The 19134-nt window shown below is 45.5% G+C and carries 18 protein-coding genes and 1 pseudogene; 1 reads left to right on the forward strand and 18 read right to left on the reverse strand.

Annotated elements, in window-relative coordinates; translation table 11 throughout:
• Positions 1–29: 29 nt before the first annotated feature.
• The 18 genes and pseudogenes from ASG85_RS28175 to ASG85_RS28255 all read right to left on the reverse strand — a co-directional run bounded on the left by ASG85_RS28175 (position 30) and on the right by ASG85_RS28255 (position 17318).
• Positions 30–578 carry a D-lyxose/D-mannose family sugar isomerase gene (locus ASG85_RS28175; protein ID WP_057305875.1) on the reverse strand — a complete coding sequence of 183 codons (549 nt, stop codon included), beginning with the start codon at positions 576–578 and terminating at the stop codon, positions 30–32.
• Between the two features lie 3 nt (positions 579–581).
• Entirely contained in the window at positions 582–1805 is a 1224-nt protein-coding gene (locus ASG85_RS28180) for a carbohydrate kinase family protein (RefSeq protein ID WP_082588259.1), read from the reverse strand.
• A 2-nt stretch (positions 1806–1807) separates the two neighbouring features.
• Positions 1808–2965 (reverse strand): Gfo/Idh/MocA family protein, encoded by a 1158-nt coding sequence (locus ASG85_RS28185; RefSeq protein ID WP_057305877.1) that lies wholly within the window; start codon positions 2963–2965, stop codon positions 1808–1810.
• 29 nt (positions 2966–2994) lie between these two features.
• Positions 2995–3834 carry a class I fructose-bisphosphate aldolase gene (locus ASG85_RS28190; protein ID WP_235549374.1) on the reverse strand — a complete coding sequence of 280 codons (840 nt, stop codon included), beginning with the start codon at positions 3832–3834 and terminating at the stop codon, positions 2995–2997.
• A gap of 252 nt (positions 3835–4086) precedes the next feature.
• Positions 4087–4761 (reverse strand): ABC transporter ATP-binding protein, encoded by a 675-nt coding sequence (locus tag ASG85_RS28195; protein ID WP_082588260.1) that lies wholly within the window; start codon positions 4759–4761, stop codon positions 4087–4089.
• Between the two features lie 64 nt (positions 4762–4825).
• Positions 4826–5111, reverse strand: a pseudogene (locus tag ASG85_RS37330) (sigma-70 family RNA polymerase sigma factor); the annotation flags it as partial.
• 150 nt (positions 5112–5261) lie between these two features.
• Complete coding sequence (locus ASG85_RS28200; RefSeq protein WP_063860404.1) at positions 5262–6746, reverse strand: IS1182 family transposase; 1485 nt, start codon at positions 6744–6746, stop codon at positions 5262–5264.
• A gap of 181 nt (positions 6747–6927) precedes the next feature.
• Positions 6928–7944, reverse strand: a complete 1017-nt coding sequence (locus tag ASG85_RS28205; protein WP_156396878.1) for a mannose-1-phosphate guanylyltransferase — start codon at positions 7942–7944, stop codon at positions 6928–6930.
• Positions 7945–7970: 26 nt separating this feature from the next.
• Positions 7971–8945, reverse strand: coding sequence for a 3-oxoacyl-ACP synthase III family protein (locus ASG85_RS28210; RefSeq protein ID WP_060648446.1), 975 nt, complete (start codon positions 8943–8945; stop codon positions 7971–7973).
• Between the two features lie 25 nt (positions 8946–8970).
• A complete protein-coding gene (locus ASG85_RS28215; protein WP_060648447.1) occupies positions 8971–9507 on the reverse strand; it encodes an NADPH-dependent FMN reductase in 537 nt (178 codons plus the stop codon).
• Between the two features lie 24 nt (positions 9508–9531).
• Positions 9532–11109: a nitrilase-related carbon-nitrogen hydrolase gene (locus ASG85_RS28220; protein WP_060648448.1), complete on the reverse strand. Its 1578-nt coding sequence runs from the start codon at positions 11107–11109 to the stop codon at positions 9532–9534.
• Positions 11102–12061, reverse strand: coding sequence for a sll0787 family AIR synthase-like protein (locus tag ASG85_RS28225; RefSeq protein WP_060648449.1), 960 nt, complete (start codon positions 12059–12061; stop codon positions 11102–11104). The genes ASG85_RS28220 and ASG85_RS28225 overlap by 8 nt, the downstream gene beginning before the upstream one ends.
• A complete protein-coding gene (locus tag ASG85_RS28230; RefSeq protein WP_060648450.1) occupies positions 12036–13205 on the reverse strand; it encodes an MSMEG_0565 family glycosyltransferase in 1170 nt (389 codons plus the stop codon). The genes ASG85_RS28225 and ASG85_RS28230 overlap by 26 nt, the downstream gene beginning before the upstream one ends.
• 32 nt (positions 13206–13237) lie before the next feature.
• Positions 13238–14173 carry a methylenetetrahydrofolate reductase gene (locus ASG85_RS28235; RefSeq protein WP_060648451.1) on the reverse strand — a complete coding sequence of 312 codons (936 nt, stop codon included), beginning with the start codon at positions 14171–14173 and terminating at the stop codon, positions 13238–13240.
• A gap of 38 nt (positions 14174–14211) precedes the next feature.
• A complete protein-coding gene (locus ASG85_RS28240; protein ID WP_057305887.1) occupies positions 14212–14724 on the reverse strand; it encodes an MSMEG_0572/Sll0783 family nitrogen starvation response protein in 513 nt (170 codons plus the stop codon).
• Positions 14725–14776: 52 nt separating this feature from the next.
• Positions 14777–15733: an amidohydrolase family protein gene (locus ASG85_RS28245; RefSeq protein ID WP_082588261.1), complete on the reverse strand. Its 957-nt coding sequence runs from the start codon at positions 15731–15733 to the stop codon at positions 14777–14779.
• Positions 15690–16175: an MSMEG_0567/Sll0786 family nitrogen starvation N-acetyltransferase gene (locus ASG85_RS28250; protein ID WP_060648452.1), complete on the reverse strand. Its 486-nt coding sequence runs from the start codon at positions 16173–16175 to the stop codon at positions 15690–15692. The genes ASG85_RS28245 and ASG85_RS28250 overlap by 44 nt, the downstream gene beginning before the upstream one ends.
• Before the next feature lie 3 nt (positions 16176–16178).
• On the reverse strand, positions 16179–17318 hold the full coding sequence (locus ASG85_RS28255; RefSeq protein WP_082588262.1) for an MSMEG_0568 family radical SAM protein: 1140 nt from the start codon (positions 17316–17318) through the stop codon (positions 16179–16181).
• A 243-nt stretch (positions 17319–17561) separates the two neighbouring features.
• Here ASG85_RS28255 and ASG85_RS28260 point away from each other — a divergent pair, with 243 nt between their 5' ends.
• Entirely contained in the window at positions 17562–19001 is a 1440-nt protein-coding gene (locus ASG85_RS28260; protein ID WP_060648453.1) for a PLP-dependent aminotransferase family protein, read from the forward strand.
• The last annotated feature ends 133 nt before the right edge of the window (positions 19002–19134 follow it).

The following is a 19134-nucleotide window of genomic DNA, read 5'->3' on the forward strand; positions in this document are numbered from 1 at the left end:
TTTGAGTGCCTCCGTGTTAGTTGTCGATCCTACTGTTCATCTTCAATAAGCGGCATTCGCTCAATGCGCGGGTCGGTGAATACATCAAACTCATCTCGACTCGTGCTGGAAAATTCAGAAACAACTGCGCCTTCATCCCCTGCTTGAAACCAATGTTTAATGCCCGGCTCAATGGTATACTGATCACCTGGCAATAATTCAATTTCGTGAAACACTGTATAGTAAGCCTCGCTTCCGGCAGGAATTACCGCTTTAAGGCCAGCAGCAGCTTCTCCCTCCACATATAGCCAAACGCTTCCTGAACGGCAGCGAAACGTTTCCATTTTGCCGGGATCATGACCTACTGGAGGATGCTTATGCTCTGGGCAAGTTTGCCTCGGGAACAGGACTAATTCCTTCGCGCAATAACGGTCTGTATTTACATAGGTAATCAATTCGAGGCCTTGTACCTCTATTTGATCGAGCCCGAATGCCGCTACCTCAATGCGCTGAATTTCCCCTTCTGACAATACAATCCCGCTCATCTTTAGTATGTGCGCTGTGCGCTCCTGCGCTTGACGAACTTGGCTTCTTTTCATGGCTTATCGGCTCCTCTTGAATTTTTTATGATGCGGCCCGATCCATACCTGATGCTCATTCAAAACCCAGTTAGGTAAATCTAACTTCATCTCACGCTTAGCCCAACCTTTATTCATACGCTCCCAAACCTCTGAACCCGTTCGAATACCGCTTACGGCATCGGTATGCTCCACATTGAAAGCACCGACACCTACAGCGGTTTGCAGCGCATGCTCAAGATTCATTCCCATCAAAAGACTATATAAAAAACCTGCAATCGTACAATCACCAGCTCCTGTTGTGCCAACAACATCAACTTGATAGCACGATGAAATGATTTCGTTATCCAGCCAATTCTCACGTAAATCTTCCGTAGGTGAACATCCTCCCATTGCTGAAAGACGTGCTTCCTCCGAGGTCGTACGCACATACAGACCGTGCTCACCCAGTTTCAATCCGACGATTGCGGCTCCCATTTCTAGCAGCTCTTCCGCTATCTGAGAAAGAAAGTCTCCTGTAGCAAATGAAATCAAATTTCCCGAGTCTGATTCTCTCATCCACGCTTCATACTGATCCCGATGAAGCATATAAACAATCTCTTCAAAGCTAGGCAGAAACACATCAACATAGGGTAGGGCATATGTTAAAATAGCACGCCAATCCGCGCTGCCTGCATCTGATGCAGGGTCCGGCTTCGCCAAATCAAGGGATACGGTCAAGCCTGCAGTCTTGACCTTCTTAAGCAATAACGCCAGCTCTTCACCATTATTCCTATACATACCTCGCATTAATGGCGGATATCCAAAATGGAATAAACGAGCTGCTTGAAGCTGCTCGTCGCGCAGATCAGCGGCTGAATACGTATCGTTGGCTCCAGTCGAATGCAGAAAAATTCGATCGGTCCGCGGCGGACTAATGACAATCGAATAAGAGCTGTTTTCACCTGGAGCAACGATCATGCCGTCTACTAAGGTTGGATTGTGCTCGCCAAGAATAGATAGTATAGCTTCGCCAAATAAATCATTACCCACTTTCCCCATTAGACGAACATTTCTTCCGAGCCGATGAAGCGCTATTCCTGTATTGGAAACAGCTCCTCCAGTTGAAATAACCGCCTTTCCAACATCAACAAGCTTTCCGGGTACGAATAGCTCATCCAGCCCTATTTGCCCGCCACGAATCGTTGGGATAATATCCAAACAAATATGTCCGGCTACAATCACTTCCGCTTGACTCTGCCTGGGCAAGTTTAGTTCCTCCAGTCAATGGGTATCGTTTGGCCCGTTCGATTCGATGCCAATGCCGCGGTAAAGAGGATATGGCTATTACCCGCTTCTTCAGGCGTAGCACAGTGAAAGGGCTGCCGTTCAACTTTATTGTGAACCAGCTCATCGCAGAATGCTGCCCACATTTGGAGAATAGAATCGGAGAAGCCGAATTCGAAAATACCGCCAGTAATCGTAGCATAGGCTGATTTATAAGGCGTATCCGCCACATGCCAAGCTTGAACCCCGCCTGGCTTGTAGGGTAAGGAGGCCACCTGCTTCGGATTTTTCGTCGTGAATTCGGCAGAAAATTCCGTTCCCGTTATACGGATAAACCAAGTATTGGCATGGCCTGGAGCAATACGTTTCATAGAGAGTACCATTGGGAACTGCTGGCTCTCCGTCTGAACATCACAGGCAAGAATGGCATTATCCCAAGTCTCACATGGCACCATATTTCCGTTGCCGTCAGGCCGGGTTGGCACAATTTTGGATAAGAGCGCTCGCACAGATTGCGGCTTCCAACCAAACCGCATTGGCAGATGCAAGACATGCATGCCTAAATCTCCCATACACCCATATTCGCCATTCGTTGCGATTTGCCTTTTCCAATTAATCGTTTTGGTTGGGTCCAAATCGCTGGAATGCCAAAAGCCTGCTTCAACCTCAATAATTTTCCCGAATTTATTTTCTTGCACCCACGCCACAATTTGTTGCGCCCCTGGGAAAAATGGAAACTCGGAGGAGCATCTAACCATCACATGGGGATTTTCTTGAATGGCTATCTGAATAAGCTTATTCGCCTCTTGATCAATACCGAATGGCTTTTCCCCTAACAGATGCTTGCCAGCCTTGATAATATCTATATAAATTTGAGCATGTAGATTGTGCGGAACGGCGCAGTAAATCGCATCCACATTCGGATTAGCAAGCAATTCTTTATAGTCCGTATATGCAGTTTCCACGCTGGGGACATGCTCTTGAAACCATTGAGTAGTGGAAGCGTTTGCATCACATACAGCTATAATGCTTGGAGCAAAATCGACCTGTGTCAAATGACACCAACGGGCAACCGCGCTGGCAAATTCCTTGCCCATAAGCCCGCAGCCAATAACACCAAAACGGATAATAGTTTTAGTCATACATGCATACTCCTTTTGTATGATTTGTCTTAAATGGATAATTGTGCAAGTGCTTGCTCTGCTGTAGCTCCATGATGAACAATGGACATTAACGCCTTGGTCATACCTGCAGGATTCGGATGTTGAATGACATTTCGACCATATACGATTCCGGAAGCGCCTTGCCTCATCAATTCAACCGTACGCGTCATGATTTCTTCATCACTTGCTCGGCCTCCCCCGCGTACAAGCACAGGAATACCGGAAGCAATCTCAATGACTCGGGCATATTCCTCTACGTGATCACATGGATCTGCTTTTATGACATCTGCCCCCAACTCAACCGCCTGCCTAACCAGAGGGAGAATCTTATTGATATCCCCGTCTACCATATAACCACCTTTAGCTTCGTTAGCCAACATGACGAGGGGCTCAACCATTAAGGGCATTGCATACTTCTCACATTCCGTTTTGAGGCGGGAAATGTTCTGTATACATTGATAATGAAGCTCTGGCTGATTAGGCAATAGGAGTAAATTGACACAAACGGATACCGCATCCATACGAACTGCTTGCTCGATTGCCTGATGAATGAGTTCACTGAATACAAAACGAGGAAGAACATTTCCATAGATGTTAGCTGCGTCAGTACGAAGAACAAGCCCCGGTTTCTGACCGCCAGGAATCGATTGGAGATGTCTGGCTTGACCGATGCTGAGTTGAATGCAGTTCGGACCTGCTTCCACAATCGTTTCAATCGCTTGCTTCATGTTTTCAATGCCGGATAAGAAACTTACTTCATTAAAAAAGCCATGATCAATAGCAACATCAAAGCATTTGCCCTGCTTGCTGAACATCCGGTTAAGTCTAGGTTTTAGTGACATTGTCATGATTCACCTCACTCGTTTTAATGTTATTTTATAACGCAAATTGTTTGTTTACAACATATATTTTTCTTTTCAAACACCTAAGTCTTTGCCCGGGTATTGATTGATTACTTATGAATGCGTTATTCTTTAAGTCAATGTGCATATTTTTTTGGAGTTCCTTTAAGTTCGAATACAGTAATCGCATAGTTTAATAAAACAAAAATAAACAAAAATAAACCGGCACTCCTAACGGAGTCCCGGTCCTTATTCAACTTATCCAACCTCACTCAACCGACCATCCCGAAAATACACAACCCGCTTCGCCTCCTGAGCAATGGCCTGATCATGCGTAATCAAGACAATCGTCCTTCTCTGCTCATTCAATCTTTTGAAAATATCCAATATCTCTGCACCTGTCTGAGAGTCCAGCGCCCCCGTCGGCTCAACTGCCAGAATAATCGCCGGATCTCCAGCCAATGTCCGGGCAATCGCAACCCGCTGCTGCTGCCCACCGGAAAGCTCCGAAGGCAGATGCCGCCTGCGGTCCACTAAATCTACGGCTTCCATAGCCTGCATAACTAGCGGCTCCCGCTCTTTTTTACTCATGCCCCGATAAATAATCGACAGCTCCACATTCTCATATGCATTAAGCCGTGGCAGCAAATTAAAGCTCTGAAAGACGAACCCGATCTTCCGATTACGAATCTCAGCCAGTTGAGCATCCTTCATTCGATTGATCGCCTTCCCATCCAACATATACGCGCCGTGATCCGTAACATCCAAGCAGCCTAAAATGTTCATCAGCGTCGACTTCCCCGACCCCGATGGTCCCATAATCGCCACGAACTCACCGTGATCGATCTCTAACGAAACATCATCCAACGCTCGAATCGTTTCGCCGCCCATTACATAATTCTTGCTCACATGCTCCAACTGGATTATGGTCATATTCTTCGCCTCCATTATCTGTGAACAAATAAATGAAGTATGCGACTCCTCCGACTGACCGACCTTACCGTTTCGCCTTATAAAACTCATGATACAGTTTCATGAGCGCCCTCTTCTCAATCCGTGATACGTAGGAACGCGAAATCCCGAGCTCCTTCGCAATCTCCCGCTGCGTCCGCTCTTCCCCGCCAAGCTCCAACCCAAACCGTCCGACGACGACTTCCTTCTCGCGATCATCCAAGATCTCCAAATTGCTCGATCGCTTTGATCAATCCGATCGTCCCAATCGAGATTAAATCCTCGAGATCTTCACCTGTGTTGTCGAATTTTTTGAGGATGTCAACACAAAGCAACGTAAATTCCCTCTAAAAATCCGCCCATAATTTTATTAAAAAAGGAGCCCCGATAAGGAGAGCACTGCAAAAGCCTTACTTTTGAACGAAGTGGATCTGCCAAATGGAAAAAGCATGAGATAAAGAAAAAAAGCAGTTCGTTCCTCATCAGAGGGCGGGCTGCTTTTGCGTTTTCAACTTCACCATCCGCTTCACATTTACAACGAATGCAGTGAGATAAGCCTGTATTCGCATGCGAAATAGGCCCCGGTATTTGGCTGCATTCATACCGTGGAATCTTTTCATTTCAGCATTCTTGTGTTCAATGATTGGCCTTCGTTTTATCCGCTTCTTAAACGTGTCACTAAGTTCGAACTCAATCTGCTCCTTGAAGTGTTCCGCTACTATTCGGATTGAATATGTTTTGCTTTTGGATTCTGGTTTGTAGCAACCTTCGCGTAGTGGACATGCTTTACACTTTTCGACATTGAAATAAAAGACTAATGAACGGCTTTCTCCGCTCTGTTTACTGCCTTGTACAGCTTTTCGAATGCTATGTTCACCCGCAGGACAGATAACAAAATTAGCGTCTTTGTTGTATTCGAAGCCTTCTTGTTTTAACCCTCCACTATGGACAATGGGGTTAAGAGGGACAACAGGTTGAATTTGTTTTTCCTTCATTTCGGCCAGATTATCTTTTCCGGAGTAGGCTGTATCTGCAATTACTTCTGTAATCTCCATACCATTTTCTTTCGATTGTGCTAACAGTTTTGGGAATTGTTTACCGTCATCTGCACTTCCAGTTGTTACGACTACGGCAGTAATTATCTCTTCTTCCGTCATGGCCAAGTGCTCTTTGTAACCAAAGAATGATTTTGTATGGCTCTTCCATCCAAACCTTGCATCTGGATCTATAGCCGAAATAATCCCTTTCTTAGAAAGTAAGCGCTCATCCTCGACAATTTGCTTCGCGATTCGTAGTTTCTCGGATAAGGCACCTTCATGGTCAGGAACCATTGCTTCAACCTTTTCTCCCAATTCAGCTAAGTAATGTAACATAACCTGCTCAGCATTTTCTTGATCACTTTTCACAACAGGTACCGCAGGTAGTTTCTTCTGCAGCTTCGGATGTCGTTTGATTACCGTTCGAAACAGTCGTTTGGCAGCATCTCGAAGTACATCTAGTGGGCGTTGTTTTTGGCTCGCGGCTAGCGTATGAGTTGCATCCATAATGATAGTTTTGGTTTTGATAAGACCTTGATCGATACACTGCTGAACCACTCGCTTTAATACATCATCCACTTGACTTGCACCTAAGCGGTGATTACGAAAACGAGATAATTGTGATGAATCTGGAAGTGTGTCTTCTGGGTTTAGCCCCACAAACCACTTGTATGCGAGGTTAACCTGCGTTTCCTGAATAATCCGCTCGTCAGAGAGATTGTAAAGGATCTGAAGAAATACCAACCGAAAAAGCAGCTCCGGCTCATTAGCTGGTCTGCCATAGTATACACAATATGAGTCTTTAACTAATTCGTGAATAAAGCCGAGATTGACTGCCTCATTAATTTTGCAAAGCAAGTGATCTTTAGGAATAAGTTTATATAGTTCCGCATGAAATGATGCGGTTAATTGTTTGCCAGAGGATAACATGAAATTTCAGCTCCACTTTTCCTTTTCTTCCAGTATACAACAAACCCAGTGCCTATGCGCCACTGGGTCTATTTTTACAGATTCTGTATTCGTTTTGCAGTGCTCTCGATAAGCAAGCTCCTCCATTTAACAATCATAATAAAAAAGCACTTATATACCTAAAAAGGTTTACAAGTACTTATTAGCGCTGTGACAAATTAAACTGATTAAATACATGTTTCACTTTGTGTGAAGATCCTCGTTTGGATATTAGAATACCATTCTTTGATGCAACAATAATCAAATCTTCGACATCAATTAAAGCAACAGGCACGCTGTCCGAAAGAAACACATTGTTGCTTGATTGAAATTGAAATATTCCGGGTTTTTCAGAAGACATTACCGCAGATTGCCGGAAATACTCGGCAAGGTCTTCTAAAGTGCCTATATCTGACCATCCCGTTTGCAGCAGTACCATTTTAAGACGAGTACTTTTCTGAAAAACTGCTCTGTCGATACTCTCTTCAGGGATACAATCCATATCCGGATAACTGAATTGATTGGAAGATCGTACAATCTGTTTCTCGTAAACTCTATTACTGCTTTCCCAAATGGATGGAGAATGATTTCGAAGCTCTTCTAAAAGAACCCCGGCTTTGAAACAATAAATTCCACTATTCCAAAACCAATTACTCTTTTTCAGAAATTCGACAGCTTGATCAACTCTTGGTTTTTCACAAAAGGAAATAACGTCCTCACCTTCCGCTAGAATGTAACCATATCCTTCATAAGGCCTCGTTGGTCTTATACTGATTGCTGCTAAATAATTCTGTTTAGCAATTTCAGTTGCTCGCTCCACCGCTTTATCATACTCTTCCTGCTGATCAATCCAATGATCGGAGGGAGTCACTAGGACGATTTCGTCGGGCTGGAGTCCGAAGCAAGCCAATGCGATGGCTGCCGCAGTATCGCGAGCACTGGATTCCCATAAGAACTCTATATGACCGCATTGAATTTCTTCCGCCTGACCAATGGCAAGAGAAGAGTGCCTTTCATTTGCAACGACAACCGTTTTATCACAGAGCAGTCGATTTCTTAGGATGGTTTGTTGAAACATGGAAGGTTGACTGCTGAACTTGAGAAACGATTTAGGACTTTCATCATTCGATAAGGGCCATAATCTTCTGCCATGCCCTCCGCAGAGTATTAGGTGAATCATGATTCTCTCACGCTCTCTCTCAATAGCTAGAATCGGATTAACGATGAACCCCAAACAAATCCAGCACCAAACGAAACCATAAGTACCAGGTCTCCGCGCTTTATCCGTCCATCCATTTTGGCTTGATGTAACGTTATTGGAATAGTAGCAGAACAGCTATTCCCATAGAATTGAATCGTTTTAATGATCTTGTATGCTGGCATGCCCAGATTACGGGCAACCGCATCGATAATCCGTTCATTCGCTTGATGAGGGACGACCCAATCAACGTCTTCAGGTCTCAGACCATGAAGCTGTAAAATTTCTTCTGCACCGCTAGTCATCGACTTAACGGCAAGCTTAAACACTTTGGAACCGTCCATCACCATTTTCGCCTTATGTTCAGCTGAGGCAGGATGTCGGCTCCCACCCCCGGGAACAAACAAAGCTTCAAAAGCTCCTCCATCCGCAAGCAATAAGGTAGAGAGTATTCCTGCTCCATTGGTCTCTTCGCTTCTAGAAACAATGACTGCCCCTGCGCCGTCACCGAACAATATGCTGGTAAAAGGATCCGTATAGTCGGTCAGTTTAGACAATGTATCTGCGCCAATGACTAAAATGTTCTTACATGTGCCCAGCTTGATGTACTGCTCTGCGATTTGAAGCGAAGACAGAAATCCAACACAGGTCGAGTGTATATCCATCACCCCAATGCTGCGACAACCTAATCGATGCTGAATTTGACATGCTACTGGAGGGAGAATATGGTCCGGTGTTTCTGTGGCGACAAGGATCATGTCAATATCCGAAGGAGCGAGACCCGCATCTACCAAGGCGCAAACAGCTGCTTGATAGGCAAAATCGGAGGTCGCTTCTGATTGATCCGCTATTCTTCTTTCTTTAATGCCTGTTCGACTGGTTACCCAATCGTCCGATACCGCGACCATCTTTTCCAAGTCAGCATTGGTCAACCGTTTCTCAGGTAATGAAGATCCTACTCCATTGATCGTTGCGCTGTACATTTCCGCTCACCTCATTTGATGTTTGCTAAGATATCAAGGATTTGGACATATGAAGCACCTGTGCGGCAAGCGCCTCTATACGCTCCACAACGGATGAATCTACAATTCGGTTATTTGAATCAAAATGTTCCCGATTTGCGTATACATAATCCGGTGCCGTATAGGCACGGAAGTAACCTGCAATTGGCTTCAATTGATTTTCGATAACAAGAAAATGCTGATAGGTTCCGCCGGTGCCCACGAAGCCTATAACTTTGTTGCGAAAAGCCGTAGGAGGCAAGAGGTCGAATAGATTTTTTAATGGAGCAGCGAGAGAAGCTTGAAAAATAGGAGTGCCGATGATAAAACAATCCGCAGATAGAATAGCCTTGATTACCTTCTGTGTATCTTCGTTATATTCAGCAACTTGTCGCCCATCACAAAACTCTACCTTATAATCTCTTAAATCTAATAGATCAGTCTCTAATCGTTCGTCTAACGATTTCGCATGTTCAACGACTTGTTTCACGGCAGAAGCCGTTTTTTCGCCAATGATCGTTCCTGAAATTCCCAATAGTTTCATTCCGCTCATCCCCTCAAGGTATGGTTAAACCAGCAAGTCATACAGATGCGTCTTCGAGCGTCTCATAAAAGTTCTGCTCCGAGCTGCAGCCGTCATTTCCGGATCAAATTTTTGAAGAAGCGGAGAAGCTTCAAGCCCACTCTCCAAATTCACTTGTCGATGCAAAAACAACAGGCTCCCCGATAGCGTTGCGCATGCAAGTACGGCATCGTTCTCGAATGCCCATATCCTTTTCATCCATAAGGTCTCAGAGGTATGGAATGCTCCACTGATCGCGATAATATCCGCCCCTTGCTTAGCTAGAACCCTGTATGATTCCGGAAGCTCCGCATCCTTCTCTGTCAAAAGCCCCACTCTGCCGAATGGCAGCTCGAAAGTGCGAAAGCCCTTCATATTGATACTCTTTTTCGAACCCGAAGCATCCCCCTGAACCTGTTCGTAGGAACCAACAATCCCCTCTGCCCCGATGAGGAATGACTCTATTTTCAAAGAGTTCCCTTGAGAGAATGCGATGTACCCATCGTAAACAGCTGCAAGTTGCTGGAGTTGAATGACAACAACCGCTAATTCATCTGTAGAGGACGCCGAATCATTCGGCAGTTCCAATTCAGGCAGCACATACAATCTATTTTTTGTGAACAAATGAGATTTGGTTTGATCGAGGATGGAGCGAAGCTCCAATAATAGCTTGTCGTTCAATTTGGTTTGGCTCAGCGGACAAACAACAATCTCATAAGGAAGGGGCTCGTTAATCACCCAGGTCTCCCCTTCTTTCCACAAATAGGGTTGGAGCAACAACTCCTGATAAGCTTCAGTCTTTCGGGTATCCAGCAGGCTCCGTCTTACTTGGCGATCTAGGCTGATTTCTCCATATACGATCCCTTCACCGGATAAAAGGGAATGCTGGACATCGCCGTTCTGATCAATAATCGCGCTGCCCCCGGTAAACTGCGCTCCCCGTTCTGTGTCTGATCGGTTGGAAGCAATCCAGAACAGACCGTTCTCCTTGGCGCGCAGGCACCACGTCTTACTAGGAGGATTATTCGAAGCCCCGACCCAGTTTGTCGGGAAAGCGATGATATCCGCCCTCTGAAGAGCGGCTATTCGCGAAGGCTCAAAGTACATGGCGTCCATGCAGATCAAGAGGGCGATTCGCCCAATTTTCGTTTCAAACACCTGAACACCGTCGTTGCCCTCACGAGCCCACCTAGGATCTGCAGCAAAAAGATGCGTCTTGCGGTAGGAACCTACGATACCCTCTGGTCCGACTAATACCGCTGAATTGTAATAGGCTCCGGTCCCTGGATCGACTTCGGGTAAGCCAATCACCACATAGCATTGATGCTTACTGGCTACCGCGAGTACAGCATCCGTAGTTGGACCTGGTATAGTCTCCACATAGGGTGAAATTTCTTTCCTGTCCTCCCACACATAACCGCTGCTTGCCATTTCTGGAAATACAATCAGCTTTGCGCCTTGTTCAGCGGCTTCTATTAGCATATCGGTCATACGGCGGCGATTGTTCTCAAGATCTCCGAGTACCGGGTTAAATTGCACAGCCGCGGCTTTATAATTAGACAATTCTTTTTGAATTCTATCCATGGAGCCCCACCACCATCGTTTCACTGGTCCAATCAATCAGAACGGCTTCTTCTTTCTCCTGCTGTACGATGACACGTTTATCAGTAGTCAGCTCTCCGATAACAACAGCAGCAATCCCTTCCTTCGCGAAAAGCTTTGTGATCTCGCCAGTCTTACTCGGATCTGCTGAAACAATAAAACCATAACCGGGAAACATGTTCAACCAACGCTCCAGATCAACCTCATCAGGTTTAGGGATGCGATCAAGTTGAACGACTGCGCCACAACCCGTATTTTCAGCCAGCATCGCGATTGTACCTAAGATTCCTGCATTGCTTATATCTCTCGCTGCCGTAGCTAACCCTCTCTCTGCTAGGGTCGGCATTATCTCTAGCTTTCTCTGCAGTTCCTGAGGTTCTTTATTACTGGTACAATCCCACTGGAGATAATGCTTGACAGGTTTCCCATTCAGATCAATTGCGATGAGTAAGGATTGTCCTGCTTTTCCCTGTGTGGCTCTTAGTAAATGGCTTGCTTTGCCAACTATCGCAGTCGCAACCCCTTCTGATTCCTCAGGCAAATAGTGGCCACCGACCATGGGAACACCGAGCTTGCTGCACCCTTCTGCCATCCCTTCTGCGATTAGCGCGGCTTTCTCGTCATCAGGCGCACTGAGCAAATTGACAACTGCCAGTGGACGACCGCCCATCGCATAAATATCGCTTACACTGACAAGCACCGCACAATAGCCAGCCCAGCGAGGCTCATCTTGGACAAGCTTCGGAATAATGCCATCACAGGATACAAGCAAATATCCATCGTTCGTAACTAATATAGCCGCATCATCACCGATTGGATCCAGCATCTTTTCGGGATCCCAAGCAAACATCTTGAGGGGAGCTTGAATGTTTTTTTTGCGGCTAAAGCCCTTAGATATAACAATACGCTCAACGAGATTCTGTAATTCGCCCATGGGACACCAACCTTTTCTCGTAAAATTCGATATGTTTTTCAGCAGCCCTCGCCCACGTATACTGAGAAGCCGTCTCATAACCGTTTATGGTCATTAGTCGGTTACGATCCTTCTCCGATACTGCCTCTGTCATCTTCTCAGCAATAGCTGGGATGTCTTCAGAATCCGCAAGCAGCGCGTTATAGCCATCTCGCATAAATTCTTGAAATACATCGATCGTTGAAGCCACGATAGGAGTCCTGCTAGCCATTGCTTCAAGCAGAGCGAGGCCCCACCCCTCTTTCTTCGAGGGTTGTACATAGCAATCTGCCAATCGATAAAGTTCCTGAACTGTGTCATTGTCTGGAGATCCGATGATCTGAACATCTTCCTGTATGGAAGGTGGCATGATTCGAAGCAGGTCATGAAAATGTTCCAGGTAATATTTATAATCAAAAAGTGTCGTTCCACCGACAATCAATAGATGAGCATCGGGAATCGTTTCTTTTACTCGTTCAAAAGCCAATAGGGTACCGATTGTATTTTTTCTAGGCTCAATTCCGCCAATCGTGAGATAGACGGTTCTATTTTGAAGTCCGTATTTAACTTTCAATGCCTGTTGATCCTGCTTACTTTGAAAAAAGCGGCTCTCCACGCCGTTGTGGATAACCGATGATGGACGACCGTAATCTATTTGCAACCTTTGCTGCCAAGCTTCACTAACCGTGATAAGCGCCTCCGGCAGCATAACGGACCGATTCTGACAATCAACCAGCGCTGGTGTCGTGAAATCGTCAAGATGATGAACGGTTCGAACAAAGAACGGGATTCGCCCCTGCGTCATCAGACGATGCAGCGCATTTGCACTTATGCAATCCTGTACGTGATGAATGTCGAAGACTTCTAAAGATTCTTGTGACAACCCTTCTGCATACGTGTCAATGTACCGAAGAATTCTGCTTTCAAACGCTTCATGCTGCTGAACGGCGAACGGAAACACCTTTGTTTCCATTCGTACAGGCCGAAAAAACTGCCTCTCCCCATTCGCGCCAAGAGCGAATACCGTCACGGAACAACCTTGTTCCTTGAGCGCTTCAGCCAAAGCAAGTGTATGCACAACGCCGCCTCTCGGCTTTGTATTATAGGTATAGAGAGCAATTCTCATCTTGCAGCCCTCCTTGGCTTCTTCACTTCTCTTTAAGCTCCTAAAGCTCCGATAGATAGCGGTGTAATCGGCATAAGCCCAGCGGCTTTTACAAGATTATTAACACTGTCCTCTGCGCCGCCGATCGGACGGATATGGACGCCTTTAATGCCTTCAATACGGCGAAGCTGAGTGATCAATTCTGCTGCAATGGCAATTCCTTCATCCTTAGAATCGGAGGCAGCAAGTCTAGCATGGAACGATTCGGGTATGACTATGCCCGGTATTTTTAACGCGGTGTTCACATGATCAGCATTTCTCAGCGGCAGTACACTTGCCATTATCGAGGCTCTTTCGTGAAGTCCGCGTCGGCGAGCTTCAGCCATCCACTCTTCGATCAAATCCATATCGAACACCAACTGGGTCCTAACAAAGTTAGTGCCATTGTCCACCTTCGATTCAAGGCGGTCGATTAGCTCTTTGATCGGCTTGCCAGCGATATTTTCAACCGTGCCAATTGTAAACTTTGGCGCTTCCTCCATTTGGGTACCGTCAAACAGCTTACCTTCGTCGACCATCTTACGGACGTATCGTACTAACTCCATCGTTTCCAGATCGTACACTTCTTTAGCGTTGGGTTCAGTCCCCACTTTAGCTGGGTAACCGCCAAGAATTGTAATGTTTTTAACACCTAGCGCTGCAAGACCCAACAAATCACTTTGAATCCCCATTCGGTTGCGATCCCTCAGGTTAATTTGTACGATCGGCTCAACACCGACTTGACGGACGAAGAAAGCTCCGACTACGGGGGATAAACGCGCAATGGCGAGCAAGTTATCGCTGAGATCGACGGCATCTACATATCCTCTATAGCGCACCGCCTGTTCAACGAGTGGACGAGGATTCCAATTGCGGGGCGGAATCAATTCCGCGGTAACTAAGAAATTATCGGGTCGCATGGACGACCCGTGACCCAAATAAATAGTCATATTCACTCACCTATTCTTTATTTGTATAGGATTACCGATTAGATTTGGAATGTACTTAAAATAAATGCGCCTGCACGCGAATATTCGATTAAACAATCCTGCAGATCAAGAGGATGTGCGGGTATGGTACCTTCTATCAAATCTTCTTCACGAAGTCCATGGAGCCCAAGACCGAATCGGCATACATACACTTTTCCGCCTTCTTTGATGAACGTTGCCAAACCATCATTTATATTCATTTGCCCCCCGAATGCAGCTTGACCTACTGTTGGAAACCCTCTTGTTGCAAGTGCATTAATGGCACCAGTGCCGTAGAAATAAATAGCCGTTTCATAACCCTTGCGCTGAGCACGGGTCGCTTGCAGAATCGCTACATAAGATAAAGATGATTCATGTGCAATACCATGGATAATAGCAAGAAACTTTTCACCAGGATTTGCTTTGTAGTCGGGGAATATCTTTGTGCCTCCATAAAGTTTTGTGCCATTCGGTAAAGACGGGTGTGGAATCTCGTTCATTGATTGAATTTCAAGTTCTGTAAATTGTGCCATTGTTCATCTTCCTTCCAATTTTTAATTTTTATATGGTTAAGAGGGTTAACCCCTATGCCAACTTCGTAAAGTATTGCTCTTGCGCGTTGCCCCAGAAAATTCTTTCTTTAATTTCGTCAGAGATTCGAGCGCCTTGGATTTTCCAAAATTCGCTTTCATAATCACTCCATGGTTCATCACAGCCAAACATAATGCGATCAGCGCCAATACCGGTCTTATCAACTTCTTGAAGGAGATTCCTTACGGCAAAACCAATCGCCCAGCTCGTATCGAGATAAACTTGATAACCGCCTTCGATGAGGTCCTTCCACTGGGAAAGCAGACGAATATGGCCGCTAACGCCCCCACCCATATGTACCAGATGGATTTTCATATCTTTACCCCAACGCTTAATCAGTTCGAAAAATCCCAATATATCAGACCCACCTCCTGGACTCGTATGAAAGTGAATGGAAATATCCTTCTCCATGGCAGCTTGGAAAATCTTCTCATGTTGTCTAAGCGTAGGCTCATCCCATTTGCGGGGATCTGCTGTTCCACCAAGTAGATAGCTCATCTTAAGTGCCCGAATTCCTGGTTCATGAATGAGCTGAAGAGCTTCATCTGTCAAATCCCTATTCTGTGGTAGACCTGAAACCCAAAGCGCTCCCGCTACTTCCCCTGCTCCATCTTGGCACAGCTGAACGACTCTCTTGTTATGTGAAAAGGGCTGTGCCTGAACAGGAATGCCATAGTTAGGAATAATCAACGTCTTTTCGATACCACGGCATTTCATAAAATGATTTAATTCTTCGGTTGTCATCGGACCCGGTTCAGCCGGAGAAATAGGCACCTCAGATTCGTAAAAAGGCCAAGGCGGCAAATCGCCAACATGATTGTGCACGCTGAATACACGTCTTCCAAAGCCCATTGTTAGCGGGATCTCGTGTTCAGGACCCGGCTCATGACCGCATGCAGACATAGAATCAGATCCTGCTACTTTGTTTATGTTTCCGTGCATCATGCACATGTAAATTCGCCTCCATGATTTGATGTGGAAGTCCTTGAGCAAACGTTGGCGCCCCCACTTTGGTCCATCCCAACTTTTCAAATAATTGAACATTCTGCTCCTGCACCTGAGCCCTGAAACAAGGGACTTGCCGCTGCTTCATTTGCTCAACCGCAGCCTCAATCAGGTAAACACCTATTCCTCGAATCCGGTACTGTTCATGAACCGCAAGCCTCCCCCCCCACCATAAAGAGGGAGTGTTCCGATCCGGATAACATCTTACTGTTCCTACAAGGATGGTCCCCTGCTTCCAAATATTGATCGTGATCGACGAAGAATCGTTCTCATCCGCATCACTCTCTTCAAACAGCTGCTGCTCCTCAACGAACACTTGCCGACGCAGCACTAGGGAAGCTTGTGTTTCTATTTCCGTTCCAGCGATGCGAATCTCATAATTTTTCATTCCTCAACTCCCCGTTTGAGCTATCTTCTCGAAAGAAGGAAGGGCAGAGCAAGCTCCACATTTTGCACACCCCGCACTGCTGCCTGATGAAGATAAGCTTTCATCTGCAAGAATATCGGCAACATGCCGGTACATCGTCTCCATGTATTCACTGGAAGGTGGCGGCGAGTCTTCCAGCATCGTTCCGCGAAGCGGCCGTAATGGAACGACAAATGGGTAAACGCCAAGCTCGGCGGCGCGCTTGCATCCTTCTAACGTTTTCTCCATATTTTCACCCATACCCAAGATGACATAGGTACTTACCTGATTGCGGCCAAATACCGCTACAGCCTTCTCGAATGCTGTGTAATAGGTTTCTAAGGTAACGCTGGATTTAGAGGGCATCATCTTGCGCCGCACATCTTCATCGAACGATTCCACATGAAGCCCGATCGTGTCTGCTCCCGCTTCTTTAAGGAATTGATATAAGCTATCATCCGTAGGGGGCTCACATTGAACTTGTATGGGAAGCTTGCTAACCATGCGAATCGCTCTTACGCATTCTGCCAAATAGAGTGCACCCCGATCGATCTCATTCGGTGTGCCTGTCGTTAACGTAATATGTTTAATGCCATCTAGCTTTTCCGCAGCCTGTACGACTTCTGCAAGCTGCTCGGGTGTTTTCATGGCAACTGTATTTCCCGCTTCAAGCGACTGTCCAATGGCGCAAAACTTACACCGCCCGCTAGGAGCCCAGCGAATACAGCTTTGAATGACCGTGCTCGCCAAGACATCAGCTCCGTGCAGCACTGCAATGTGATTGTAAGGGACACCATCTTTAGTCTTGAGATCATAAAAGCGAGGTCTCGCGATCGGATCCACATACATGAGTGTTCTACCCTCATACTGCAAGGAAAGTCCAGATTGTGTTTGTACTAAGGAATAAGGGGAATGTTCAGCAGGACCATTTAGAGTCGGAAGCATGACGGCTTGATCTCCCAGCATAAATGCACGATCATCAGAAGGACCTGCTCCCCCGCGTCTTCCTCCCTCAATTAATCCGGAAGTACGTAAACCTTTATTCTGAAGATCTACTAACCAGCTTGCATCGTCTTGAAAAGATGATGTGTCATCCACACTTTTGATTTGCTTTGTAGGGTTCATTCTGCCCCTCCTCTTGGTTATGTTACTTTTCATTACATTTGCGTCTCTTTCAACAATTAATGTTACGTTATATGCCATATCATATCGAAAGAATCGATCGCCTACCCCATCCACCCTACGTTTTTTTTTGCCATCCACTGCTATTCTCATCATCCATCCACTTATTTACCCTTTAGAAAAACATTGATACATACGATTATGTGAGTTAATATGACATATATAAGAATTGTTTGGAGGTGTATGATGAGTTGGTTACCAAACAAAACAAACGGAATCCCTGTTTATAAGCAAATCTCGAATTATATGGAATCTCGAATTATGAACGGCGAATACCCTTCTGGCAGCACCTTACCCTCTGAACGCCATTTGGCTGCAGAACTTCATGTTAACCGCAGTACGATCGTTTCTTCTTACGATGAACTATACGCGATCGGACTCGTTAAACGGGTCAAAGGGATTGGTACCGTAGTCAGCATCGACAATAAAGCAGGAGGTACCTTCAAACGCATTCCAAACTGGGAAGAGTATGTGAAAAGCGGGGTATTTCAATCGAATAATCCTTTGAATCAGCAGATATATAAAATCATCCAATCGGGCGATCATCATATCAACTTTGCTATTGGCGAACTAAGCCCCGATTTGCTCCCGATTCGATTGATGCAAGAGGTTCACAATTCTATGGAAATCAGTGAATTCTTAGGCTATGAACATATGCAGGGGAATATGAAATTGCGGGAAGCGATCACTTCTCACCTCAAGACCTATCGAAACGTAGAAACGAATGCCTCATCAATATTAATTACCTCCGGTGCCCAACAAGCTCTGCATTTGATTATCCAGTGTCTTCTCAAGCCGGGAGATTCCGTTGCTATAGAAGACCCATCTTATGCCTATTCCCTGCCTATCTTCCAATCTGCCGGTCTCAAAACATTTCTTCTGCCGATCGAAGAAGAAGGAATAGACCCTGAGCAAATTGTTTCTTTATACAAAAAACACAGAATTAAGATGGTCTTCCTAAACCCCATTTTCCAGAATCCAACAGGGAATACGATGTCCTATGAAAGACGGAAAAAGGTATTGGAAATTTCAACCCAATACGGAATTGCGGTCGTTGAAGACGATCCCTATAGTGTTACTGGATATGACAATGAGCCCATACGCTCGTTAAAATCCATGGATCAAGACGGTTCAGTTCTCTATATCAGTTCATTGTCCAAAATTATCTCCTCAGGACTGCGAATCGGCTGGATTGTAGGACCTCAAGCCGTGATTCAACGTTTGACTGACGCTAAACAACAGATTGATTTTGGCCACCCGAACTATCCGCAATGGATAGCCGCGCAACTACTTTCCTCCGAAAGCTTTGAAACGCACATCCAGCACTTGCGAATCGGGTTGAAACGAAAGCGAGATATAACTTTACATGCTTTGCAATCTGCATTTAAAGACAATATCGAGTATGGGATTCCAAGCGGCGGGATACATCTCTGGTGCAAGCTGAAGGAGGAATTGAACGAACAGCATTTGTTCAAAGAATGTGTCAAGAACGGAATCGTATTCGCTCCAGGAAGCACGCTTGGTTCAAATGATCGGTACATGAGGTTCACCTACAGTCGAGTTGATGATCACATGATTGAGGAGGGCATTCGAAGATTTGCTGAAGTTATAAAGCCTATCGAATAAAAGAGAATAGAAAAGCCCGGAAATCTTGATGTTCCGGGCTTCTTTCTTATTCAATGAACTCAATCTCAAATGTGTTGCACGAGCGGATAAACCTTCTTAAACGAACTTTGCATTACTTTATTATGATCTAAAG

Origin of the sequence: Paenibacillus sp. Soil724D2 (assembly GCF_001427935.1) — a bacterium.
GTDB lineage: Bacteria > Bacillota > Bacilli > Paenibacillales > NBRC-103111 > Paenibacillus_E.